The following is a 24,693-nucleotide window of genomic DNA, read 5'->3' on the forward strand; positions in this document are numbered from 1 at the left end:
GCTATCGACTGGGTGGGCAAGGCACGCTGCACCAAGTGAGGGCCTGTTTTGCATGCTGGTGCGTGACGCGCGCCCGAATAGGGCAGGGCGCGGCGGCAGATAACTATCTAGCGCCCCCTGCCTGGCCGCAGCGGTGATTATTTGGCTGGTTGTGTGGCCAGCGTCTGGCCACAGCGATTATCCAATTGGAGGGGATGTCATGGAGCGACCTAAACGCGGCTGGTTCGGGGGCGGTTTGCAGTCAGATGCGGTGCTGCCGCCAGTGGGGCCGGCCTTTGCCAGCATGGATGATGCGGCTCGTTATGCTCATCAGCAGATTGGTCGGCGGCGGGATGTGGAGTACGGCGGAGTGATTCTGGAGAGCCTGGCGGATGGTTACTTTCATTCCACCGAGCCCATCGCCGGGGAGCGCAATAGTTTCGATCACTGGAAGGTACTGAAAGTCGACAGCAATGGGCAGTACCTGGCCCCGGAAGGCTATCGGTGTGTGGCCGACTACCACTCTCACCCCGATCTGTTCGATGAGTTCGAAGCCAATAATCCGCAGTTTTCCGATCGTCAGGTCCGGGCGCTGAACGGCTTTTTTTCGGACATTGATCTGGCCATCAATATTCTGGAGCGCGGTTTTTTCTCTGCGTCCTATCTGTCCGCTCCCGACGGCGCGTTGCTCAAGCATGTCACCAGCGGCTCGGAAGAGGAGCGCCGTTTCGGGGTCTGGCTTGATCAAAAGCTGCACTTCAATCATGAGGACGGGATCCCCGACAACAAACCGGAAAGCCTTATCAAGAAGGTGCTCAGTGTCAGCCAACTGTCCTTTGTGGTGTCCAGTCCCTTGTGGGGCGGTTCGGTGGGCACCGTTCCCAAGCAGTGGCAGGCGTATTCACCCTTTGCCTCACACACCTACGACCTGCCTGCCTGCGGGCCTGTCCAGGCGGGACTGACGGCTGCGTTGGCGGTGCTGCAGGCGCGCAGCCCCCAGCGGACACGGCCGGTGTTTATCCTCAAGCACGTCGACAAAGAAGACTATGTGCTGAGTGAACCCCAGGCCGATGGCGCACCGGCGCTGTCGGTTCAACAGCTCTTCCCGCGCACCCCGGATGGCAAGCGCGTGGTGCACGACCATTTTCATTGGGTCGGGGTCTATCTGGGAAAAACCCCGACGCCGGTGCGGCTCGCCGCCCTGGAACCCTGGCTGTACCGTAACTTCTTTACTCCGCTTGAGCTGGCGACCCAGCTTTATCAGGGGCACCAGGCCACGGATTTACTGGGGCCGGGGCGCCAGCTGTGGTTCTATCGCAACCTCAACGATGGCGCGTTGTTGCGATACACCTGTGGGTTTTCGGCGGCTGAGACGGAGCTTTTTCGCGTCGCGCCCAGCGGGCGGGTGGTGGATAACCAGATTGATTCGGCGCTGCTTGCCGGCACGTTGCGGCCGCGGGATTTTGTGCTGCGCGTGGCAGCAGCCGGGCATTTGGCGGTGATCCGGGCAGGGAAGATCTGGGACAAGGTTGGCCCGGTCGATGGGCACTGGCGTGCTTGTTCATTGATTCCCAAGCCCGTCTTGAGCCCGCCTTTTGCCACGGCCGACGATGCTGCCCGCTGGGCCCACAATCGGATCGGCGAGCGGCGTGACAAGGAGTATGGCGGCGCGGTACTGAAACAGGGCGGGCGTTATTTCGCCACTGAGCCGGTGGCCGGTGCGTCCATTCAGTTTGATTTCCGCACCATGATGGCCACCGACGAGCATGACTACTTCATTGCACCGTCGCCCTATGACTGCCACGCCTTCTACCATTCGCATCCGGCAGGCTCCGCTGGGGAACAACAGCTGCACGAACAGTTTTCCGCCGACCAGGTCAGGGTGTTTATCAGCTTTTTCTCGTCGGCCGACCAGGCGTTTATCATCGGTAACTGCGAGTTCGCCCCGGCCCACTATCTCTCGGGGCCGGAGGGCTCTTTGCTCAAGTACATGAGCAGCGGCTCGGCAGCGGAGCAGAAGCTGCTCAAGCAACTGACCGGCGAGCTGGAGATCGAGCCGTTCACTGACTTTGAAGGGGCCATCTGGGGCTTTGCGGATGTTGGAGACCTGCGGGTGGTATTGCCCAATCGTGTCTGGGGCGGTGCTCGCGGTCGGATATCCAGAGGCTGGCGTCTCGGCCACCCGGTCGCCCCCGCCGGCAGTGTGCAGGAACAGCCGTTCTTTACACCGGTCGCCGGCATGGGGCATGTGGCGGCGCTGATCGCCCTGAATAATCTCGACTCGCTGCCGCCTGCTGCATACCAGGGGTTTGTCCTCAAGCATCAGACCCGCTCGTCGTATGTCGCGACGTTACCGGTGGCGGCGGGCTCGACCCTGGCAAGCCTGTTCCCGACCCGCGCCGACGGTCAGCCGAAACTGCTCTCTAACTATCGGGTGGTCGGCGTCTACCGGAACGCACCGCGCTTCGAGCCCGGGCAATTGCCGGCCAGCGAAGCCTGGTTGTACAAGCGCTTTGCCAGCCCGGCGCTGTGGGTGGACGCCATGACTCAGGCCATCGCCACCTTCGGCCTGCAAATCGCCGGACTGGGGTTCAAGCTGTATCTGCAGACCGCCGACAACGCGCTGCTGCATTGGCAGGTGCCGAGTGCGCAGGCCGCCAACGAACTGTTCAGCGTGGCGGGCCAGGCAGTCACCGACAACGGCAACCAGGCCGCCTTGCTCGATGGCTCGCTGACCCCGCGCGAGTTCGTGCGCCGGGTCATCCGCGCTGGGGAGTTGGTGGTGCTTCAGCAGGGCGGGTTATGGAACGTCCTGGGGCCGCTGCATGACCTTGAGCAACTGCCGTTGGGCTCGGGCGCCATGGTGCTCAGTGCCTCGTTCCTGACGGCCGATGACGCCGCACGCCATGCCCACGAGAAGATCGGCTTTCGCCGTGGGACCGCTCTGGGTGGCTACCTCCTCAAGAAGACCGACGGGCGGTTTGTGTTCACTGATCCGGTGAGCATCCACGGTGACGGCTTTGCCTCCGACCTGCTGCTGCCGACACAGGGCAGTGGCTTGCTGGTGCCCCCGGCGGGTTATGAAATTCATGCCCGCTACGCCTCCCATGCGGCTTTGTCCTTGAGTGACCTGGGGCGCCAGCGGCGTCTTGGCTGGACCCCTGCCGACCTGGAGGTGAATATCACGATGTTCTCGGACAGGGAGATCCGCTCGGTGATCGAATCCCGGCAGCCGGCCTATCTGAGCGGGTCGCCGAACAACCTGATCGGCTACACCCCCAGTGGCTCGGCCAATGAATTGCTGGTGCTGAACAACACCACCCGCGAGCCGGGCCAGCATGGGTATTTCGAACGGTTGGAAAGCGGCAAGCTCAAGCCCGTGGACATTGTCAGCCGCCTGGCGGAGGCGGGCAATCTGCAGGTGCTGATTCGCAGCCAGTTGTGGGGGCCGCGTGGCAAGGTCTACAACGACTGGACGCCCAACTTCGAGTACGCCGAAGTGGCTCTGCAAGCCCCGGCGTTTGGTGCGATTTTCAACAGCCAGGACGCGGCGGCACTCAACGCCCACGTTCGCTGGTACGGCAGGAACCTGGATGCCCAGGGAGGGGCGGCCTACATCCTCAAACACCCGCAACGCGATGAATTCGTGGTCAGTGAACTGTTGCCGGTCAAGCCGGACGGGCGTTGGTTGAGTGATTCCACCCGAGGCGCCGGGTATCTGGCCGGTGGCGATTTCGCCAAGGGGTTTGTCCTGGTGGGCCTGCTGTATTCACAGCAATGGCTGCCCGTGGGGCTATCCACGACAGAGGCCTGGCTGACGAGTTTTTTTGTCACGCCCGAGGTGTTGTTGCGTGCTGAAGAGGATGCCCGGAATTTACCGCGGTCTTCCACCACTCCCGTGCTGCCGGTGTATTTTTCGACGTTGGACGGGGCCTTGCTGCGGTATCAGCCCCAGGCTTCGTCATTGCTCAAGCAGAGTAGTGGCGGGGACGGTGTGACGATCCAGGGCATGAGCCTGCGCAATGGCTCCCTGGATACCCGCCGCTATATTTCGCTGATTGCCAAGGCCGGGGACTTGCGGGTGTTGTACAGCAGCCAGTGCTGGGACCGACGGGGCCCGGTGAGCGAAAACGCTGTGTTATGGCGGCCCTACAGGAACTTTGTCCGTCGTCGCCTGGGGCCGGCTTTCCAGGAGCAGGATGATGCGGTGCGGCATGTGCGCTCGCAGCTGAGCAATCACGATAACGGAGGGATGGGGGGGGTGATCCTCAAACGCCCTGACGGCCTGTTCGTGGCGACCGAACCGTTGAGGGTGCCTCGGGAAGATTTCGATCCCAAGTGGATCCTGCCGGATGAAGTGGTCGCCTCCGGGGGCTTTCCGGCGGGACACACGATTGTCGCGCGCTACCGCACCAGCCCGGTGCGGGAGTTGCCGTTTGCTCTGGAGGTCACGCAAAAAAACGTCTATCGCAACATGCTCTCCACCCGGGTGATCAGTTCATCGTTGCAGTCCCCGGACACGCGTCTGACCCGCGAGTATCTATTGGGCAGTGACGGCTGTGTGCTCAGTTACACCCGAAGCCATACAGTCCTGGAGGATGAGCTGAAAAAGGCCTTGCTGCCGTTGACGCTCGAACGGGCGGAACTGTTGGATAACCTTGTCGAGCGCCAGATGCGCGATGGCACGCTGACCCCGGTCGAGTTTGTGTCCCGGTTGGGCCTGGCTGGTGTATTGCGGGTCGTGGAGGGGAGCCAGGTGTGGGGCCTGCCGCGCAGGATCAGCACCCCGTTCATTGCCAACCTCGACCGACCTGAGCCGTTATTGATCAGGAACTCGCTGGCCGATCCGCCGTTCAGCCCGGTCTTCACTCAGGAACAGGATGCAGTGCGCTATGCCCATGAGCACTGCAGGCACGGCGAAAGCCTGCAGTTCGGCTACATCTTCAAGTCGCACAGATCGGGGCATTACATGGTCAGTCTGCCGCTGGTGCGCCAGAGCTATCGCGACTACAACCAGGTTTTCCCCCAGGGCCTGTTTCCCCAGGGCTATACGCTCGAAGGTTTCTACCTCTGTGCTACCCGGGAGGTTCTGACCGCGGAGGATGACCCGTTGCATCAGGCGTTCTTTCTGCCCTCGGATATTGATACGGGGATACGCTTCTCCATTCACGGGCTCAAGGACAAAAAACTAACGTTTTACCTGTCGTGCCTGGACGGCGCGCTGCTCAGGTATCAGTACCTTGGCACTGATGAGCAACTGGACACCCTGAGCACGCTACAGACCCTGCGTTTGCAGCTACTGCAGGGGGGCGCCCGCATGCTCGACTACGTGCGCAGCCTGATTGCCCGAGGCAATCTGGATATATTGATCGAGGGCCGGGTCTGGTCCGGCACCGTGCGGGTCGCCGCCGATTGGCGACCCGGTACGGGGGAAGGCTTTTTTGCAACCTGGCAGGCCTGTGGCCCGCTGTTTTCCCTTGCCGACGATGCAGCGCGCTCCATCCACCGCAGGCTCGCGCCGTATCGGGGGCGGGAGTACCTGGCCGCCGTATTGGGCAACCCCACGCGCACCTCGTTTGTCGGCACGCAACCATTGGCGGCCGGGCTCGATACGGCGCAGCAACTGGCACTTTTCTACACGGGGCCCGACGGGCCGGTACAACCTCTGGTACAGCCGGTGGGCCGCCCGGTGCCGTTACCCGTGTTCCCGTCGCGCTATGAAGTGGTCGCTGCCCAGCTTGTCTATAAAAGCATGCCGTCTACTCAAAGCAGTGATCCCAAGGAACAGAGGCTGATCAATAACTTTGTCGGCCCGACCCTCCTCGGATTCTATCTGCGCGTGGTACGTGCCCATGCGCAACGGCCAGCCAGCGTTTATCTGTCGGTTCGCGAAGGGGCGCTCCTCAAATACATCCCGAGTTTTTCCAGGATGGAAGAGGAAGTCATGGTGTTGGGCACCGGCCTTCAGCCCAGTGTCTTTTTGAAACGCGTGACCAGTAGCGGCGAGCTTTTTGTACTGGAGCGGGATGCGTTATGGCGGTACGAGGGACGCCTGTCAGACGCTCAGGTCGATACCCGCGACGACACGCAAACCGAAGAAATCCAGATGGATGAAGCGTTGAGGATACGCGACCGCGATGAGTTGTAAGGGCGAGGGTCAACCTGCCGATACGCCGCCGGTCGATGAGTGTTGAGGAGGCCTAGCGCCTGCGCATCAGGCCAATAAAAAACAGCCCGCCAATCGCCGCCGTGGCCACGCCTATCGGCAGGTCTTCGGGGGCGATCAGGGTGCGCGCGGCGACGTCCACCCAGACCAGGAACAGGCTGCCCACCAGCACGCACACCGGCAATAAGCGCCGGTGCTCGGCGCCCACCAGGCGCCGGGCGATATGCGGCACCATCAGCCCGACAAAGCCGATAGAGCCGCTGATCGACACCAGTACGCCGGTCATCAGCGAGGCAATCAAAAACACCCGCAGCCGTACCGTGCGGGCATTCAGGCCCAGGGTCACGGCGGTCTGCTCGCCGGCCATCAGCGCGTTCAGTGGGCGGGCCATGCCCAGCAGCAACAGCAGGCCCAACAGCACGGTGGCGCTGGGAATCGCCAGCAGTTCCCAGCGTGCCAGGCCGAGGCCGCCGAGCATCCAGAACATCACCGCCGACGCGGCGCGATGGTCGCCCATGAACAGCAGCAGATTGGCTGCCGCCATCATCACAAACGACACCGCCACGCCGCACAGCAACAGGCGATCACTTTCTAGTCGGCCGTTGCGACTGGCTACCGCCAGCACCACCAGCATGCTCAGCAAGGCGCCGATAAAGGCGGCGATGGGCAGGGTCAGCAGGCCGATGATCTGGCCGACATGCAGCACCACAATCACCGCGCCCAGGGTGGCGCCCGAGGTCACGCCCAGCAGGTGCGGGTCGGCCAGCGGGTTGCGGGTGACTGCCTGCAAGACCGCGCCGATCAGCGCCAGGCCGGCGCCCACCAGTGCCCCGAGCACCATGCGCGGCACGCGGATCAGCCAGACGATATGCTCCTGGCCCACCGACCAATCCACTTCGCCGATCCCCAGGGCCTTGTGCAACAGAATCCGCCACACCACGTCCACCGGCACCCGCGCCGAGCCGAAGCCCAGCGAGACCACACAGGACACCAGCAGCACCGCACCCAGGGCGGCGAGCAGCAGGGCATAGCGGCGCTCGATCATTGGCCGTGGAACCCCTTGGCCAGGGTTTCCACCGCCAGCACATTGTCGATGCCCGGCGTGGCCTGCACGTAGGGGATCACGATAAAGCGTCGCTGCTTGATCGCATCCACCGATTGCAGGGCCCGGTTATCCAACAGGAACTGGATTTTCTGCTCGGCAGTGATTTCGCTGTAGTCGACGATCACGATCACCTGGGGGTTACGCTCGACGACGGTCTCCCAATTGACCCGGGTCCAGCTGGCATCGACATCGTCGAGGATATTGCGCCCGCCGGCGGCAGCGATCAGCGCCTGGGGCATGCCCAGGCGGCCGGAGGTCATGGCGCGGTCTTCGCCGCTGTCGTAGAGAAATACCCGTGGCTGTTCGGCGGGCAGGGTTTTCTGCACGGCGCCGACCTGGGCCTGCATCCGGGCGATCAGGGCATTGGCGCGGTCCTGCACGTCGAAGATCCGGCCCAGGTTGCGCAGGTCGTTATAGGTGTCGTCCAGGGTCGCAGCCGGGCGCTTCATCACGAATGCGCACGACTCGGTCAATTCCAGCACGTTGATGCCCAACGGTTGCAGGGTTTGCGGGGTGAGGTCGCCACCGACGCGCATGCCGTAGTCCCAGCCGGCGAAGAAGAAATCCACGTTGGCATTGAGCAGGGTTTCCACCGACGGATACTTGGCCGCCAGCTCCGGCAGGCCGTCGAGAAGGGTGGCCATTTGCGGGGTCACCGCTTTCCAGCCGGTCACGCCGCTGTAGCCGACCATGCGCGACTTGAGGCCCAGGGCGAGCATCATCTGGGTCATGTTGATGTCGTGGCTGACCGCGTGTTCAGGGGCTTGATTGAAGGTTACCTCGCGGTTGCAGCTCTGGATCTTCAACGGGTAGCGGGTGGCTTCGGCAAAGGTCTGGGTTGCGCCGCACAGCAGGGTAAGGCACAGCAGGGAACGCAGGATCATGGTTGGGTTATCCAGGTGATTCGTGGGTAGCCGGACAAAGGGTGGGTGTCGATCAAGGCATCAACCCCGAACACCTCACGCAGCAGCTCGACGGTCAGTACTTGGTGGGGCGTGCCGCTGGCGACGATGCGGCCATGGTTGATCACGTACAGGCGATCACAAAAGGCCGCGGCCAGGTTCAGGTCGTGGATGCTGGCCAGGGTGCCGATCTGCAGGCGCTTGACCAGCTTGAGCAGCTCCAGCTGGTAGCGCGGGTCGAGGTGGTTGGTCGGCTCGTCGAGGATCAGCAGTTGCGGTTGCTGGGCCAGGGCGCGGGCGAGGATCACGCGCTGCTTTTCACCACCGGACAGGGTGGCGAAGGCATGGTCTTCAAAGCCCAGCAGGCCGACGGACTCGAGGGCCTGTTGAATCAATTGGCGGTCGTGCAGGGTATCGCTGTCGAACAGCCCTTTGTGCGGAGTGCGGCCCATGGCGACCACTTCATCGACCCGCAGGCCGAAGGCATCGGGGAATTCCTGCAGCACCACGGCGATGCGCTGGGCGCACCAGCGCGAGGATTGCTTCCACACGTTCTGGTGATCGAGGTGCACTTCGCCCTGCTCGGGTTTGCTGAAGCGGTAGGCGCAGCGCAACAGGCTGGTCTTGCCGCTGCCATTGGGCCCGATCAACCCGACAAACTCCCCGGCACCCACCTGCAGGCTGGCATCACGCAGATGGAACTGGTGATGGCAGTGGCCATGCCCCAGGGGGGACCAGGCGAGGTGGTGAAGGTTGAGTGTGGGCATCAAATATCTCAAGTCAAACAGCGATCCGGGGTGGGGGTCAGAAGGTGTAGTCCGCCGTCACGAAGAACGAGCGCGGCTCCCCCAGAATCCATTGCTGGCCGTCATTGTATTGGCTTACGGCATAGGTGCGGTCGAACAGGTTATTCAATTGCAGGCCCAATGTCGTGTTGCGCAGGGCTTTCCACGAAACAGTGGCGTCGACCACAGTGTAGCTGGGCAGCTCATTGCGGTTGGCCATGTCGGCGTAACGCGCATCCACATAACGCACGCCGGCCCCGGCGCGGATGTCGTCGGTCACGGCCTTGCTGAGCCACAGGTTGGCGGTGCGGCGCGGCACGTCCACCGGGCGATTGCCGTCGCGCGAAACCTGCAGGCCGCCGACGTCCTGCTGGAAGTCGTCGTACTGCGCCCGCACGATGGCCGCATTGGCCTGCAGTTGCCAGGCGTGGGGCAGTTGCAGGTCGAGGCTGGCCTCCAGGCCGTCGGAGGATTGCTGGCCCACCTGCTGTTTGAACTGCGGGTTGCCCGGTACATCGGTCAGCAGTTTCTTTTTGACGATATGGTAGGCCGCCAGGGTCCACTCGCCGCGCTGGTCCCAGAAGGCTTGCTTGATGCCGATTTCCGTCTGTTTGGCGGTGGACAGGTCGAACGCCTGTTGGCTTGAACTCAGGGAGATCAGGCCGCCGACCCCATCGGTGCTGGTGGCGTACTGGCCGTAGACCGAGGTGTCCGGGGTGAGGGTAAACACCAGGCCGGCCTTCCAGTTGTTGCCGGTGAGGGTCTTGTCGTTGCGTTCACCGCTGCGCAGTTCATCGCGGTCCAGGTGCACGTAGTCGCGACGGATGCCGGTGATCAGCGAGAGCCGGTCAGTCAGTTGCAGGCGGTTTTCCGCAAAGCCCGCGAACTGCTTGGTGGTGGTGGCGAACAGCGGCAGGAACGGGGTGGCACTTTCAAACGGTGCCTGGGCCGGGTGTTTCAGGTCAATGGGCTGGCCGCCGGTCACTGCATCCGTAAACGGATAGTTGCTGGCCAGGCGGAAGCGGATGCGGTTGTATTCCACGCCGGTCACGGTCTGGCTGTCGAGGCCAAACAGGGTGTGTTTGAAGGTAAAGGTCTGGCGGTCGCCGACCTGTTCCTGGTTGTGCTTGATGCCGTAGAAGCCGCTGCGGGTCAGCTGCCCGGCGCTGAAATTGTAGTTCTCGGCGTTCTGCCAGCGGCGCTGGGCCTTGAGGTAGTACAGCTCGTTGCGCGCGCTGACGCTGTCGTTGATCTGCCACTCGCTGCTCAGGCGGGTCCACTGGTCGTTGTAATGCTGGGTGTCGTTGCTGACGTTGTAGTTCTTGTCACGCAGGCCCTTGTGCAAGTGGCCGTTGAGCAGTGGTGTGCCGAAGTAGTTCTGCGGGCGCTGGTCGCCGTAGTCGTGGGCCAGGGTGAAGCTCAGGTTGTCGGCAGCCTGCCAGCGCAGGGCGCCGCTGGCAAAATCGCTGGCCGAGTCGCCACGGTCGATAAAGCCATGGCTGCGCAGGCGGTTGAGGTTCAGGCGATAGCTCAGGGTGTCGGTCAGCGAGCCGCCACTGTCCAGGGCCTGTTGCTGGCGATCATAGGAACCGTAGCCGAGACGGATGTGGTTTTCGATCTCGCCCTCGAAGGGCTTTTTCGCGACGGTATTGACCACCGCGCCGGTGGCACCTTCGCCATACAGCACCGATGCCGGGCCGCGCAGCACGTCCACGCGCTCGACGGCCCAGGTGTCGACCGGAAAGGTCGAGGTGCCCATGCCGTTGTACAGGCGGTTGCCGTCATACAGTTGCATCACTGAGCCCTGGCCGGCAAAACCCCGAGCCTGCAGCGAGGTGCCACCGTCGCCTGGGGTGCCGGTGCGGCTGATGCCGGTGGCGCGGGAGATGGCGTCCTGCACACTGGCATCAGCGCGTTCACGGATCTGCTCGCCGGTCTGGCTTTCGACACTGCCGGGGGTTTGCAGGGCACTGAGGCCCAGGCGCGAACCGGCGGTGGTCGGGGTGTTGAGGTCGACCGGTGCGCTGTCCACCGCCGGGGCGGTCACGGGGCTGACGGGCAGGGTCAGTGCCTGGGCACTGTTGTGCAAGGCAAGCAGGCACAGGCCGCTGGCAAGGTACTTGTTCATCGGGCGGCAGATCGCTTCTTCGAGACGGCACTCGCCGCTGGGCGCGGCGAGTGGGGACAGAGCAACAAGTGTTATAAGTTAACACTTCTTACGTGGAGGATGAAAGCCCGCGTAAGACTACATAACGCCTCTATGTAGGGCATCTCGCCTACCTCATGCAGAAGATGAGGCCGATTCACGTTGCTTGAACAGGCGTGACAAGACCAGCCGATCCAATACCCAGACCACGATCAGCGAGGCGCCGACCAGCGGGAAAACAATCGCCAGGGCGAGCATGATCACCATCGCGGTTTTCCACTTCGGCAGGTCATGGCGCAACGGCGGAACCCCCAGGCCACCCTGTGGCCGGCGCTTCCACCAGATCACCAGGCCGCTGACCGAACTCAGCAGAATCATCAGGCACACCAGCAGCACAATGATCTGGTTGACCACGCCGAACATCTTGCCCTCGTGCAGCATCACCCCGGACTCGGTGACCCGTGCCACGGTGTTGTAGTGCTCCCAGCGCACATCGGCCAGGACCTTGCCGGTGTATTGGTCGACATGCAGGGTCGCATCATTGCGCGGGTCGTTGGCGAACACCGCGATGGTGAACACTCCCGTGGCTGTGGTGGGGAACGTGATGCTGTAGCCCGGCTCGACTTGGCGTGCGGTGGCCAGGTCCACCACCTGTTGCAGGCTGATCGTCGGGGCGGCAGGACCGTGGTGCATGCCGCCGTGCTGCATGTGCTCGGCATGCTCGCCGGACATCGGCATGGGGGTGTTTTCCATGGCCCAGGGCACGGTCTGTTGCGTGGCGGTATTGAGGCTGCGGGCTTGCTGGTCGGATTGCGGCACGTCGTTCCACATGGCGGCCGGGAAGCGGTTCCACAGGTCGGCGTATTGCTTGCCCCAGAAGCCGGTCCAGGTCAGGCCGCTGAGGATCATCAGCAGCAGGAACGCCGCCCCCCAAAACCCGGTGACCGCGTGCAGGTCGCGCCAGAACAGGCGCCCGCGACTGCCCAGGCGTGGCCACAGGATCCCGGCGGCCGATCGGCCGCGCGGCCACCACAGGTACAGGCCGGACACCACCAGCATCACGCCCCAACCCGCCGCGAGTTCGATCAGGCGGTCGCCAGTGGTGCCGATCATCAACTCGCCATGCAGGGCACGGACGATGGCTTGCAGGTTGTAGGTCGCGTCCTGCTCCCCGAGCACGTTGCCGCGATAGGGGTCGACGAACACCGTCAGTTCGTGGCCGGCGTTGTGCAGGACAAATTGCGCGCTGCTGCTGGCGTCCACAGGTGGCAGGTATTTGCTGAGGGTGGCTTGGGGGTAGGCGGCCTTGGCGCGCTGCAATTGCTCGTCGGCGCTGAGGACATGCGCGGCGGGCTCGACCTTGAGCAGGTCGCCATACATCAACGGGTCCAGTTGGGGTTTGAACAGGTAGATGATGCCGGTCACTGCCAGCAACACCATGAAGGGCGCGACAAACAGCCCGGCGTAGAAATGCCAGCGCCAGGCCAGGTTGTAGAAGGAAATCTTTGGCGGGTTCATCAGGGTGCTCCGCAAGGTTTTTTATTTATAGGTAGGTCTGGAGGTACGGGCCTGTGTCGGAGCGAGCGAGCCCGCTCCCACACAAAGCCACCTTCCACTAGCTGTTAGAAGCTCATATCCACCTTGGTCCAGAGCGTGCGCCCTGGTTCATTGATGGCTTGCGGGTCGTTGGCCGGGTAGCCGAAGCCAGCGTTGCCGGCCAGGTTCAAGTGTTCGGCGTAGGCCTTGCCAAACAGGTTGTCGACGCCGGTGCTGACCTTGAAGTTCTTGTTGATGCGGTACGCCGCATTGAGGGAGAACACGCCAAAGCCACCGCTCTTGGCGAAGTCCTTGCCGACCACGTTGCCCTTGTTCTGGTCGATGCGGTTTTGTGCCGCCACCACGCGCCACAAGGCGCCGGCGCTCCAGTCGTCTTCGCTGTAGGTCAGGCCGAAGCGCGCGTCCAATGGCGGCATTTGTGGCAGGGCCTTGCCGTCACTGCTGTTTTTGCCCCAGGCGTAGGCCAGGGTGGCATCGGCTTTCCAGTTGGCCGTCAGCTTGTAGGCTGCGCCCAATTCACCGCCCATGATCCGCGCGTCGATGTTCTGCGCCTGGGAGGTCATGCCCATCATCCCCGGGGTGTAGTTGAACAGGATGTAGTCGCGCACCTGGCCGACATACCCGGAGGCCCAGGCTTCCAAGTCAGCGGTTTTGTATTGCAGGCCGAAGTCCAGTTGGGTGGTTTTCTCAGGCTTGACTGCATCAAAGGCATTCAGCGAGCCCGCTGGGCCCTTGCCGGGGGAGAACAGCTCCCAGTAGTCCGGGAAGCGTTCGGCGTGGCCGAGGCCGGCGTAGAGGGTCGTCGGGCTGTCGGCCAAGTCATGTTCATATCGTACGAAACCGGACGGCAGAGTGTCGGCGCGGGTATCGCCGGCGGTCGGGTTGGCGCGGCTCATCATGCCGCTGCCGGTGCGCTGGCGGTAATCCTTGGCCGAGGCGCGATCCAGGCGGGCGCCAGTGATCAGCCGGTCATTGTCGGCGGCGTACCAGGTCAACTCGCCAAACACCCCGTAGTTATGGAAGTCGGCGTCCTTGTTGCGCGGCAGGTTCTTGTAGGTGTCGACCCCGGCGCTGCTGCGCTGGCGATGTTCGTTGGTCTGTGCGTCGATACCGCTGATCAGTTGCACATCGGCCCAGCGCCAGGTGGCCTTGATCCGCGCGCCGAGGGTACGGCGGTCGACGTTGGAAGCCATGGGCCCGGCCATCATCCCGGTGCCCGACGGCGTGCGCAGGCTGTAGTTGTCCATCACGTGGTCGGCGTAGTTGTAGTAGACCTGCGCTTCGACCTTGTCCAGCACCTCGCCGATGTTGGATTTCTCGAAACGCAGGCCGAGGCTTTCGCGCAGGAACTGCGAGCCGTCCATGCCGCGCCCGGCGTAACGCGCTTCGCCATCGCCACGGCCGGCGGTGAGCTCCAGCAGGGTGTCGGCGTCCGGGGTCCAGCCGAGGGCGACGTCGCCGTTCCATTTGTCGTAGCGCGAGGCGACGGTGTCGTTGTTGCCGTCCTTGTAATCGTCGGAGTGAGCCTGGTTGCCGATCACGCGAATGTAGCCCAGTGAACCGCCGGCGGCGGCATCCACGACTTTGTCGAAGCGACCGTTGGAGCCGGCGAGGATGCTCGCATTGACTCGGGTGCCCAACTCGCCGAACTGCTCCGGCTCACGGTCGAACAGCACCGTACCGGCCGAGGCGCCCGGGCCCCAGAGCACGGTTTGCGGGCCTTTGATCACGGTCAGCTTGTCGTAGGTTTCCGGCGAGATATAGGAGGTGGGTGCGTCCATGCGGCCAGGGCAGGCGCCGAGCATCATGCTGCCGTTGGTGAGGATATTCAGGCGCGAGCCGAACATGCCGCGCAGCACCGGGTCGCCATTGGTGCCGCCATTGCGCACCAGGGCAAAGCCGGGGATGGTCTTGAGGTAATCACCGCCATCACTGGCCGGCACAGGCTGGCGCGGGTCCTTGGGGTTGGTGACGATGGTCAGGGGGGAGCTGGGGGCGACGCCGGTAATCACTGTCGGGCTCAGCTCATTGTGGTGCTCGGCGTGTTCGTCGGCATACGCCTGTGGCGCCAACAGTGCGCCGCACAAAACGGCGAGCACAGGGGTACGTCCCATACGGGTGTCAGCAGGAAACCTGGACATAAAAATTCCATCAATCAGTCGTAAACAACACGGCCAGCAGCCTGCGGCTGTCTGTGTGAAGGCGGCCGTGCGAAGTTGTGTGTTATTGGCGGTCTACGACTGGCTGGGCGGGGCGCGGCTGCGGGCGCCGGGAAAAATGCTCTGCCGGGCATGGCCCAGGCGCGGTGCGGGGATCAGGCCAGTGGCCGGCGGCGGGCTGCCGAGGGCCACGAATGACACGCTGCCAGGCAGGGCCGGGCAACTGAACAACAGGCTGCAATAGCCGCATTTCTCCCACATCACGTGGTCGGCGGCGGGGACCTTGGCGTGCTCGGCCGGGTGCTGGGGCGCGGCATGGCAGGTGTCGTCCATGGACATCTGCATAGACATGCCGGCGTGATGATCCATCGGCATCGCTTGGGAAATCAGCGGTCCGATAAAGATCATCAGCATGGCGAACAGGCTGATCCAACTGCCGCCCGCCAACCTTAAAGGCTGGCGGCGGCGCGTGGTCGACCTATTGGCGCGAGCACCCATGGGGAGCGGCCTGGGCTGGTTAATGGGCGTGCTTGTGTCCGTGCTCGGCCATCGGCGGTACTTTTTGCACCGAGACTTGCACTTTTACCGGCCCGGCCTTTTCGAAGTTCAAGGTCAGCGGGAAGTGCTGGCCGTCGCGCAACTGGCTGCGATCTTTAAGATCCAGGAGCATCACGTGATAGGCCATCGGCGCAAAGGTCAGCTCGCCCTTGGACGGCACGGCCACGCTGGGCACCTGCTGCATCTTCATCAGGTCACCGTGCATCACATGCTCATGCAGCTCGGCCTTGGCCGCCACTGGCGTGTCGACACTGAGCAAGCGGTCCGGGGCTTCACCCTGGTTATGGATCACAAAGTAGGCGGCTACCGTCGGCGCATTGGGCGGCAACTCCTGTGACCAGGGGTCGCTCACCAGCAGGTCGCCGGCCTTGTAGTCATCGGCATTGGCGGCACTGAACGCAGGCAGCAGCAAGGCCGCCAGAAGCAGGGAAGATTTGAGCATGGCAGTTCTCCAGAACGATTCAAACGCAGTTCAATTGCGAAGTGATCAAACGGTAGGAGAGGCGCGGGGGCTGAGGCTCGGCCATTGCTGGCGCGGAGTCGGGGCTTGCAGGGCAGGCGATGGCAGGCCAGGCGCCGGGTCGATTCGTGTGAGATACAACTGCGGCACATGTCCCGGCAGCGCCACCAACGGCGCCGAGCCCGAACAGCACCAGCAATGCTGCATGCTGGAATGTTCGTCCTGCTGCGGCGCCGGTATATCCAGCGTGCCCAGGGACATCGCCACCAGCTTGCTGCCATTGGACGAACAGAAACTGCCCCACAGCAATTGCTCGGCAGGGCTTTTACCCTGTTGCATTGCCCCGGCCAATGGCATGGCAAACGCATTGAACAGCACTGCAAGGCAGGCGATCCAGGCAAATGCAAAGCGTTGACGGGCCATGGCGGACAATCCGTAGGGTTAAGCGATCAGGTGGGTATTTAGCCTGATCGGGGTGCATAAGTAAAAGTTGCTGGTGTGGTTTGGTGTCGCAGTGATGTCAGTGGCTGTGCTTATCATGATAGACGCGAACGCAGGATTACCAATCGCGAAAACACCGCAGTCCTAAATGTGGGAGCGGGCTTGCCCGCGATTGGGGTATGTCAGGATCAAATATGCTGACTGATACACCGCTATCGCGGGCAAGCCCACTCCCACATTTGAGCTGTGTTGTTCTATAAAGCCTGCAGTATCGCGTCGACCGTCAAAAACTCCCGATCCACCCCCGCCAACACCGGCCGCTGCAAAACCACCACCGGTATGCCGCGCTCGCGGGCCACTTCCAGCTTGGGTTCGGTGGCGCTGCTGCCGCTGTTCTTGCTGATCAGCACATCAATCCGCCGTCGTTCGAACAACGCCCGTTCATCCTCGATCAAAAACGGCCCACGGGCGCCGATCACTTCGCAGCGTTCGTTGCCGGGGTAGACGTCCAGTGCGCGCAAGGTCCAGAACTGCCCGGCGGGGATTTCATCGAGGTGTTGCAGCGGTTCGCGACCGAGGGTGAACAGTGGGCGCTGGAAGGGTTTCAATGCCTCGATCAGTTCGCTCCAGTCACTGACTTCACGCCAGTCATCACCCGGTTGTGGCTGCCAGGCGGGACGGCGCAGGGCCCAGCAGGGGATCGTGCACAAGCGCGCGGCCTGGGCGGCGTTGGCGCTGATTTGTGCGGCGTAGGGATGGGTGGCGTCCAGCAGCAGGTCGATGCCCTGTTCGCGAATAAACTGCGCCAGCCCTGCGGCGCCGCCGTAACCACCGACGCGCACCTGGCACCTCAGGTCAGTGGGCACCCGGCCAATCCCGGCCAGGCTGTAGATATGCTGGGGCCCCAGGGTGCGGGCGATGGCCAGGGCTTCCGTCACGCCGCCCAGCAGCAGGATGCGCTTCATAGCGGCTTGAGCACTTCAAGCAAGGTGATGGGCAGCGCCTGGCGCCAGGTATCGAAGTCGCCCAGGGGCTGGGCCTGGGCCACGTGGATGCGGGTCAACTCGCCGCCGTGTTGCGCGCGCCAGGCCATCAGGGTCATTTCGCTTTGCAGGGTCACGGCATTGGCCACCAGCCGCCCACCGGGGCGCAGGTGTTGCCAGCAGGTGTCGAGCACGCCGTCGCGGGTCACGCCGCCGCCGATGAAAATCGCATCAGGCGCTTCCAGCCCTGCCAGGGCCTGGGGCGCGCTGCCGCGAATCAATTGCAGGCCAGGCACGCCGAGGGCATCGCGGTTATGTTCGATCAGTTGCTGGCGGCCAGCGTCGGCTTCAATCGCCAGGGCGCGGCAGCTGGGATGGGCGCGCATCCACTCGATGCCGATGGAGCCGCTGCCGGCGCCGACGTCCCACAGCAATTCGCCAGGGGTGGGGGCGAGGCGCGCGAGGGTCATGGCCCGCACATCGCGCTTGGTCAGTTGGCCGTCATGCTTGAACGCTGAGTCCGGCAGGCCGGCCAGGCGCGACAGGCGTGGGGTATTGGCGTCGGCGAGGCAGTCGATGGCGACCAGGTTCAGCGCGGCAATGGCTGGGTCTTGCCAGCTTTCGGCGTGGCCATCGATACGCCGTTCGGCCGCGCCACCGAGGTGTTCAAACACACTCAGGCGGCTCGGGCCAAACCCGCTGGCGCGCAGCAACGCGGCGATGGCCGTCGGGCTCTGGCCGTCGTTGCTCAACACCAGCAAGCGCACGCCGCTGGCCAGATGAGCATTGAGCGCGGCCACCGGGCGGGCGACCACCGACAGTGTCACCACGTCCTGCAACGGCCAGCCCAGGCGCGCCGCCGCCAGTGACACCGACGAAGGCGCCGGCAGGATCAACAGCTCATCCGCCGCCACCTGCCGCGCCAGGCTGGCGCCGACGCCGTAGAACATCGGGTCGCCGCTGGCCAGTACGCACACCGGTTCAAAGCGCCGTGCCAGCAGCGGCTCCAGGGAAAACGGGCTGGGCCACAGCTCGCGTTCGCCGCGGATGCACACCGGCAGCAAATCCAGCTGGCGCTGGCCGCCGATGATACGAGAGGCGCGCAACAGAGCATGCCGGGCATTCCTGCCCAGGCCCTTGAAGCCATCTTCACCAATGCCTACTACTGTCAGCCAGGGCGACATATTGATTCCTTGAACGACATCCGACGGGCAGGCTTTTCATGCTGCCGGACAAAGCAGGCATAATACCGCGCCTTTACCCGTGAACCGGTAGCCCCCGTGAAGCCACTTCCTCTGTCCGCCAGCAAACGTCCCTCGGGTTGTCCGGGGTTGCTGCGTATTGTCCAGGCATTGGATGGCGGGATTTGCCGGATCAAACTGGCCGGTGGGGTCATCACCGCCGCGCAGGCGCTGGCCGTGGCACACGCCGCGCAGAGCTACGCCGGCGGGGTGATCGAGGCGACCAACCGCGCCAACCTGCAGATCCGCGGCATTGGCCTGGAGCACGAGGGTTTGATCGCGCACCTGCTGGCCGCAGGCCTGGGCCCGACCACCGCTGCGGGCGATGATGTGCGCAATGTGATGCTCAGCCCCGGCGCGGGCATCGACCGCGACATGCTGCTGGACACCCGGCCCCTGGCGGAGCAGATCCTCGCCACCCTGCAGACCCATCCACGGTTCCATGAGTTGTCGGCCAAGTTCGCCGTGCAACTGGATGGCGGCGAAGCCCTGGCGATGCTCGAACATCATCACGACCTGTGGTTATCGGCTTACCCAGCGCAGGGCCAGACCTTGTTGGCATTCGGCCTGGCCGGTTGCCCGGGGCGTGACAGGCCGCTGGGCGCCGTACCCCTGGAGCAAGGCCATGAGCTGGTCGTGGCGGTGTTGGAACTGTTTCTTGAGCTGGCCCGACCCGACCAGAACCGCATGCGCGACCTGCTGACACACACGTCTGTGGATAACTTCGTCGGGCGCTTGCGCCTGCCGTTACTGCCCGCCGATGGCTATCGTCGCCGCGCCAACCCGAGCAGTTTGCGCCTGGGCACTTATCCACAGCGCCAACCGCAGCAAGTCTACGTGGCGGCGGGCACGCCATTAGGACGCCTGGACTCGAGCATGCTGCGTGGCGCCGCGCAACTGGCCCTCGAACAGGGCGACGGCACATTGCGTTTCACCCCGTGGCAAGGCCTGCTGCTGCCCAACCTGGCGCCGGACGCCGCCGTGCGCGTGACGGCGGGCCTGGCGCAATTGGGCTTCCTCTGTTCCGCCGACCAGGCCCTGGCGCGGCTGATTGCCTGCACCGGTTCCAGCGGCTGCGCCAAGGCCCAGGCCGACACCAAGGCCGACGCCCTGCACCTGGCCACGCTGCTCCAGGACCATGGCCTTGATGTGCACCTGTCTGGCTGCCCACGCACCTGCGCTGCGGCACACATTGCCCCGATTACCCTGCTGGCAGTGGGCACCGGGCACTACGACCTCTATTTTCGCGATGCAGGTCAGCCGGGTTTCGGCCGCCTGCACGCGCACAACCTTTCTATTGAAGCGGCGGGCGCCGTGTTGCGTGCCCGTCCACGGAGCAACACCGATGATTGATTACATCCGCGACGGTCAGGAGATCTATCGCAACTCCTTTGCGATCATTCGCGCAGAGGCCAAGCTGGATCGCATCCCGGCCGACCTGGAAAAACTCGCCGTGCGGGTGATTCACGCCTGCGGCATGGTCGAGGCTATCGACGGTTTGCAGTTTTCTGAAGGCGCAGGCAAAGCCGGCCGTGAGGCCCTGGCCGCCGGTGCGCCAATTCTGTGCGATGCGCGGATGGTCTCCGAAGGCGTGACCCGTGCGCGCCTGCCTGCCAATAACCCAGTGATCTGCACCTTGCGTGACGATAGCGTGCCGGAGCTGGCGCGGGAGCTGGGCAACACCCGTTCCGCTGCCGCCCTGGAATTGTGGCGCCCGCACCTGGCAGGCAGTGTGGTGGTGATCGGCAACGCGCCGACTGCTTTGTTCTATCTGTTGGAAATGCTCGACGCTGGCGCCCCCAAGCCGGCGCTGATCCTCGGTTTCCCGGTGGGTTTTGTCGGCGCCGCCGAGTCCAAGGCGATGCTAGCCGCAGACAGCCGTGGCGTGCCGTTTGTGATCATGCAAGGCCGCCTGGGCGGCAGTGCGATGGCCGCCGCAGCGGTCAACGCCCTGGCCACGGAGGTCGAATGATGCAGGCACGTGGACGTTTGATCGGCCTGGGCGTCGGCCCCGGCGACCCGGAACTGATTACCCTCAAGGCCCTGCGCCTGCTGCGCGAATCGCCGGTGGTGGCGTACTTCGTCGCCAAGGGCAAGAAGGGCAATGCGTTCGGCATTATCGAAGAACACCTGGTGCCCCAGCAGACGCTGATGCCGCTGGTGTACCCGGTGACCACCGAAGCCTTGCCGGCGCCGCTGTCCTATGAACAGGTGATCAGCGATTTCTACGACGCGGCCAGTGTTGATGTGGCCGCGCATCTGGATGCCGGGCGCGATGTGGCGGTGATCTGCGAAGGCGACCCGTTCTTCTACGGCTCCTACATGTACCTGCATGACCGCCTCGCCGAGCGCTATGACGCCCAAGTCATCCCTGGGGTGTGCTCGATGCTCGGCGGTGCCTCGGTGCTGGGGGCGCCTTTGGTGTATCGCAACCAGAGCCTGTCGGTATTGTCCGGGGTGCTGCCCCACGACGAACTCAAACGCCGCCTGGCGGATGCCGATGCGGCGGTGATCATGAAGCTGGGACGCAACTTCACCAAGGTGCGCCAGGTGCTGGAGGAACTGGGGCTGGCCGGGCGTGCGCTGTATGTGGAGCGCGCCACCATGGCCAACCAGAAAATCGTCGCGCTGGATCAGGTGGAGCCCATGTCTTCGCCATATTTCTCGTTGATCATCGTGCCGGGCGAAAGGTGGCAAGGGTGATGACGCCGGCGATCGTCATTCTCGGCCAGGGCAGCCTCGCCACCGCGCGCAGCATCCAGCAGGTGTACCCCGGCGCCTTGATCCACGGCCTGGCAGGCCGGGTGGAAGGCGCCGACCAGGCCTACAGCGAATTTGGCGCGACCGTGCGCCAGTTGTATCAACAGGGCACGCCGATCATTGCCCTGTGCGCGGCCGGGATTGTGATCCGCACCTTGGCGGCGCTGTTGCTGGAGAAAGGCGAAGAGCCGGCGGTGCTGGCCGTCGCTGAAGACGGCAGTGCGGTGGTGCCGTTGCTCGGCGGCCTGGGCGGGGTGAATATCATGGCGCGGGAAATCGCGGCGGCCCTGGGGGTGGCGGCTGCGATTACCACCAGTGGTGAACTGCGCTTTGGCACCTGCCTGCTCAACCCGCCCCAGGGTTATCAGTTGGCGGACCTTGAGCTTGGCAAGCGTTTTGTCTCGGACTTGCTGGCCGGCGAACAGGTGCGCATTGAAGGCGCTGCGCCATGGCTGGAGCAGGCCAACCTGCCGCAGGACCAGCAGGCGCGCCTGAGCATTCATGTCGGCAGTGCCGAGCGCGTGCCGGCGGCCAATGAGCTGCTGATCTATCCGAAAAACACTTGGGTCACCTGCCGCCCCGGCGTCGGCTTGGCCGCGCGGGTGCGCCAGGCGTTGCAGCAGGACGGCATCGCCGTGCAGTCCCTGGCGTGCCTGCTGGCCGATGACGCCGACATGGCTAGTGGCGAACTGCATGAGGCGGCGCTGGAACTGGGCGTGCCGCTGCGCTTTACGGCGCTGGCGGCAGGCCCCGATATCATCATCCACTCGGCCGCCGGGCCCGTGGACCTGGCGCAACTGGGCCGCCCCCGTGGCCGTCTCGCCGTGATCGGCCTGGGCCCCGGCGCAGCCGAGTTGATGGTGCCGGCAGTCAAGGCAGAACTGGCGCGCTGCACCGATGTGCTGGGTTACGAAACCTATGTGCGCATGGCCGGGCCGTTTCGCGCCGACCAGGTGCAGCACTGCACCGATAACCGCGAAGAGATGCAACGGGCACGGCATGCTTTCGAGCTGGCGGCCCAGGGGCGTTCGGTGGTGGTGGTGTCTTCCGGCGACCCAGGGGTGTTCGCCATGGCTGCGGCGGTGCTGGAGGCGTTGCACGAATCCAGCGACCCGGCCTGGCAACGGGTCGAGCTGGAGATTTTGCCGGGGGTCTCGGCGTCCCTCGCCACCGCAGCCCAGGCGGGTGCGCCGTTGGGCCATGACTTCTGCGTGATGTCGCTGTCGGACAACCTCAAGCCTTGGTCCATCATCGAGAAACGCCTGGACCTGGCCTGCCAGGCCGACCTGGCTTTGGCGTTCTACAACCCCATCTCCCGTTCGCGCCCCTGGCAACTGGGGCGTGCCCTGGAAATCGTCGCCCAGCACCGCCTCGCCGCCACGCCGGTCGTGCTGGGGCGCGATATCGGTCGCCCCGGGCAAACGCTGCGCACCACCACCCTGGGCCAACTGACCCCGGACCAGGTGGACATGCGCACCATGGTGCTGATCGGTTCGTCCACCACCTGCGCGTTCCCTCGGGTGGGCGGTGGTGAGTGGGTGTACACGCCACGCTGGTATGGCGAGAAACCGGCCTCCTGAAACGGCAGCGGCCCCGCAATGGGGCCGCTAATCTGTCAGAAAAGGCTAATCATTGATGACAGAAGCTTCTGTGTTCTGCCGCGTCATTTCGCAATGCCATTAACGGTTCCTCTCTTTCAGTTGCAGAAAGTAAGCCTGCGATTATCAGGCGTCACCCCATCCCCAGTATTTACGCGGGGTGCAACAAACTCTGATTTTTCCTACGGTGAAATGACGCTCTGCGTACCCCCTGAAAAAAGTTCAATCACGCGACTAGTGTTTCTTGTAAGCCCATGTGGGTTTTTGTGGAGAAACAGTTATGGAGCGCAAACATAAACGAATCAATCTGGCTAAAAAGAACAAGCTGATCGCAGCGTACCGACTGCCGCTGAGCAGCCGGCCGGCGGGTTCGCCGGCGCCGGTGCAGGCTGACGGCGACCTGAATGGCGCGGTGATCAATAACAGTGTGTTTTCGTTTGTCGCGGGCATGAGCCGCCTCAACAAGGAATACACCCGCAAGAGTTACCTGTTGGCCAGCAGCTACGTGAGTGATGTGCTGAAAGTGGGGCGCGGCACGCAGGCCTGGTACGACGAGTTCATCAAGGTCATGGGCAACCTGGGGTGGCTGCCGATACGCAGCAGTTTCGAGCGCGTCACCACCTCCGTGAAGGGCCTGAGCGTGCAGGTGGCAGCGCTGAATATCATCACCTCCACGGTGGCCTCGACGTTTCTGTCAGGCTCCCTGGCGATGGTGCTGCCCAAGTTGGCGGCGGATGCTTTCGACGCCTTGAAACAGCTGTCGGCACCCTTTGATCTGTTCAAGCGCAACATCGTCAACCATGAGGGCGGCGACTTTGGCCTGGCGTCCTGTTCCGAGGTCGACGGTGAGGTGTTGATGGTGCTGGTGACCTACAGCGCCCAGGGCGTCAGCAAGAAAGTGGGGGTGCCGTTTTTTGAATGGGACAGCTCCACGGTCGAAGCCTACAGCGGCCAGACCTGCCTGATGCTCAACCCTGCCGTGGTCAACGACGCAACCCTCCAGCAGTTGCGTGAGAGTGCGGGCGACAAGGTCTTGCTGGCCATCGCCCAATACCGGATCTGACCGGGGCCTCAGGGCACCAGGTAACCGCGTACGCCGGTAAAGATGATCTGCGCCGCCAGCGCACAGACGAACAAGCCCATCAGGCGGCTGACAATCTGCAGCCCTTGGTCGCCGAGGATACGTTCGATGCGGTTGGACAGATACAACACCACGCCCACTGTCAGGCTGGCCAGGGCGATGCTGAGAATGGCCATGAGCTTGTCATCCCAATGGGGCTGGCTGACGCCCATTACCAGCAGTGCGCCGATGGTGCCGGGGCCGACGGTCAAGGGGATGGTCAGGGGGACGATAGTCACGTCCTGCTGCACATTGTCGGTCTGCACTGCCGACTTGCCCTGGGCCATGCCCAGGGCGGAGATAAACAGCACACTGCCGGCGCCGATGCGGAAGGCGTCCACGGTGATGCCAAATACACTGAAAATCACCCGGCCAAACAGGTAGAGCAACACGCTCGACACCAGCGTCGCCAGGGCGACCTTCCAGGCCAGGCGTCGCCGCTCCTTGCTGGAATAGCCCCGGGTCAGGCTGATAAAGCAGGACAGGACGAAGAAGGGGCTATACAGCACCAGCATCTTCAAATAAACGCTGAACAACACGTGGAGCATGGTGGGAGCTCACAGCGAAGGAAGGGCGAGGGGGAGTTTATCAGGCTTGTGGGCCAGAAGGCGCGACTGCGAACCAATGTGGGAGTGGGCTTGTGTGGGAGCTGGCTTGCCTGCGATAGCATCACCTCGGTGCAACTGGAAAACCAGGGTGCCTGCATCGCAGGCAAGCCAGCTCCCACACAAGC

General features: G+C 63.6%; 18 protein-coding genes. 6 read left to right on the forward strand and 12 right to left on the reverse strand.

Annotated elements, in window-relative coordinates:
• The first annotated feature begins 199 nt into the window (after positions 1-199).
• A complete protein-coding gene (locus tag PSFL_RS18625) occupies positions 200-6,127 on the forward strand; it encodes a DUF4329 domain-containing protein (protein WP_397470360.1) in 5,928 nt (1,975 codons plus the stop codon).
• Positions 6,128-6,179: 52 nt separating this feature from the next.
• On the opposite strand, the gene PSFL_RS18630 is transcribed toward PSFL_RS18625, so the two are convergent.
• The 11 genes from PSFL_RS18630 to cbiE all read right to left on the reverse strand — a co-directional run bounded on the left by PSFL_RS18630 (position 6,180) and on the right by cbiE (position 18,425).
• Positions 6,180-7,190 (reverse strand): iron ABC transporter permease, encoded by a 1,011-nt coding sequence (locus PSFL_RS18630; protein ID WP_057958193.1) that lies wholly within the window; start codon positions 7,188-7,190, stop codon positions 6,180-6,182.
• Complete coding sequence (locus PSFL_RS18635; protein WP_200656722.1) at positions 7,187-8,134, reverse strand: ABC transporter substrate-binding protein; 948 nt, start codon at positions 8,132-8,134, stop codon at positions 7,187-7,189. Before PSFL_RS18635 ends, PSFL_RS18630 begins: the two co-directional genes overlap by 4 nt.
• Complete coding sequence (locus tag PSFL_RS18640; protein WP_057437525.1) at positions 8,131-8,919, reverse strand: ABC transporter ATP-binding protein; 789 nt, start codon at positions 8,917-8,919, stop codon at positions 8,131-8,133. The genes PSFL_RS18635 and PSFL_RS18640 overlap by 4 nt, the downstream gene beginning before the upstream one ends.
• A gap of 37 nt (positions 8,920-8,956) precedes the next feature.
• Entirely contained in the window at positions 8,957-11,065 is a 2,109-nt protein-coding gene (locus tag PSFL_RS18645) for a TonB-dependent receptor (protein WP_397470361.1), read from the reverse strand.
• Between the two features lie 153 nt (positions 11,066-11,218).
• Positions 11,219-12,601: a PepSY domain-containing protein gene (locus tag PSFL_RS18650; protein WP_169959869.1), complete on the reverse strand. Its 1,383-nt coding sequence runs from the start codon at positions 12,599-12,601 to the stop codon at positions 11,219-11,221.
• Positions 12,602-12,705: 104 nt separating this feature from the next.
• Positions 12,706-14,781 carry a TonB-dependent copper receptor gene (locus PSFL_RS18655; RefSeq protein WP_057958197.1) on the reverse strand — a complete coding sequence of 692 codons (2,076 nt, stop codon included), beginning with the start codon at positions 14,779-14,781 and terminating at the stop codon, positions 12,706-12,708.
• A gap of 93 nt (positions 14,782-14,874) precedes the next feature.
• Positions 14,875-15,297 (reverse strand): DUF2946 domain-containing protein, encoded by a 423-nt coding sequence (locus PSFL_RS18660; RefSeq protein WP_115127287.1) that lies wholly within the window; start codon positions 15,295-15,297, stop codon positions 14,875-14,877.
• 19 nt (positions 15,298-15,316) lie between these two features.
• Entirely contained in the window at positions 15,317-15,799 is a 483-nt protein-coding gene (locus PSFL_RS18665; RefSeq protein ID WP_115127288.1) for a copper chaperone PCu(A)C, read from the reverse strand.
• 45 nt (positions 15,800-15,844) lie between these two features.
• Positions 15,845-16,240: a DUF2946 domain-containing protein gene (locus tag PSFL_RS18670; RefSeq protein ID WP_057437532.1), complete on the reverse strand. Its 396-nt coding sequence runs from the start codon at positions 16,238-16,240 to the stop codon at positions 15,845-15,847.
• Positions 16,241-16,512: 272 nt separating this feature from the next.
• Positions 16,513-17,223 (reverse strand): cobalt-precorrin-6A reductase, encoded by a 711-nt coding sequence (locus PSFL_RS18675; RefSeq protein WP_057437534.1) that lies wholly within the window; start codon positions 17,221-17,223, stop codon positions 16,513-16,515.
• Complete coding sequence (gene cbiE / locus PSFL_RS18680; RefSeq protein ID WP_115127291.1) at positions 17,220-18,425, reverse strand: precorrin-6y C5,15-methyltransferase (decarboxylating) subunit CbiE; 1,206 nt, start codon at positions 18,423-18,425, stop codon at positions 17,220-17,222. Before cbiE ends, PSFL_RS18675 begins: the two co-directional genes overlap by 4 nt.
• Positions 18,426-18,536: 111 nt before the next feature.
• On the opposite strand from cbiE, the gene cobG reads away from it, so the two are divergent.
• The 5 genes from cobG (at position 18,537) to PSFL_RS18705 (ending at position 23,903) form a co-directional block, all read left to right on the forward strand.
• Positions 18,537-19,835, forward strand: coding sequence for a precorrin-3B synthase (cobG, locus tag PSFL_RS18685; protein WP_397470375.1), 1,299 nt, complete (start codon positions 18,537-18,539; stop codon positions 19,833-19,835).
• Positions 19,828-20,454: a precorrin-8X methylmutase gene (locus PSFL_RS18690; protein WP_057437540.1), complete on the forward strand. Its 627-nt coding sequence runs from the start codon at positions 19,828-19,830 to the stop codon at positions 20,452-20,454. The genes cobG and PSFL_RS18690 overlap by 8 nt, the downstream gene beginning before the upstream one ends.
• Positions 20,451-21,185, forward strand: coding sequence for a precorrin-2 C(20)-methyltransferase (locus PSFL_RS18695; RefSeq protein WP_370694595.1), 735 nt, complete (start codon positions 20,451-20,453; stop codon positions 21,183-21,185). Before PSFL_RS18690 ends, PSFL_RS18695 begins: the two co-directional genes overlap by 4 nt.
• The gene (cobJ, locus tag PSFL_RS18700; protein ID WP_115127292.1) at positions 21,185-22,822 is read left to right on the forward strand and encodes a precorrin-3B C(17)-methyltransferase; all 1,638 of its coding nucleotides are present in this window, start codon (positions 21,185-21,187) and stop codon (positions 22,820-22,822) included. Before PSFL_RS18695 ends, cobJ begins: the two co-directional genes overlap by 1 nt.
• Before the next feature lie 298 nt (positions 22,823-23,120).
• Positions 23,121-23,903 carry a hypothetical protein gene (locus tag PSFL_RS18705; protein WP_120731444.1) on the forward strand — a complete coding sequence of 261 codons (783 nt, stop codon included), beginning with the start codon at positions 23,121-23,123 and terminating at the stop codon, positions 23,901-23,903.
• An 8-nt stretch (positions 23,904-23,911) separates the two neighbouring features.
• On the opposite strand, the gene PSFL_RS18710 is transcribed toward PSFL_RS18705, so the two are convergent.
• Positions 23,912-24,508 carry a MarC family protein gene (locus PSFL_RS18710; RefSeq protein ID WP_057437546.1) on the reverse strand — a complete coding sequence of 199 codons (597 nt, stop codon included), beginning with the start codon at positions 24,506-24,508 and terminating at the stop codon, positions 23,912-23,914.
• Between the last annotated feature and the right edge of the window lie 185 nt (positions 24,509-24,693).

It is taken from the genome of Pseudomonas sp. DD1 (assembly GCF_044510355.1).
Taxonomy (GTDB): Bacteria; Pseudomonadota; Gammaproteobacteria; order Pseudomonadales; family Pseudomonadaceae; genus Aquipseudomonas; species Aquipseudomonas shahriarae.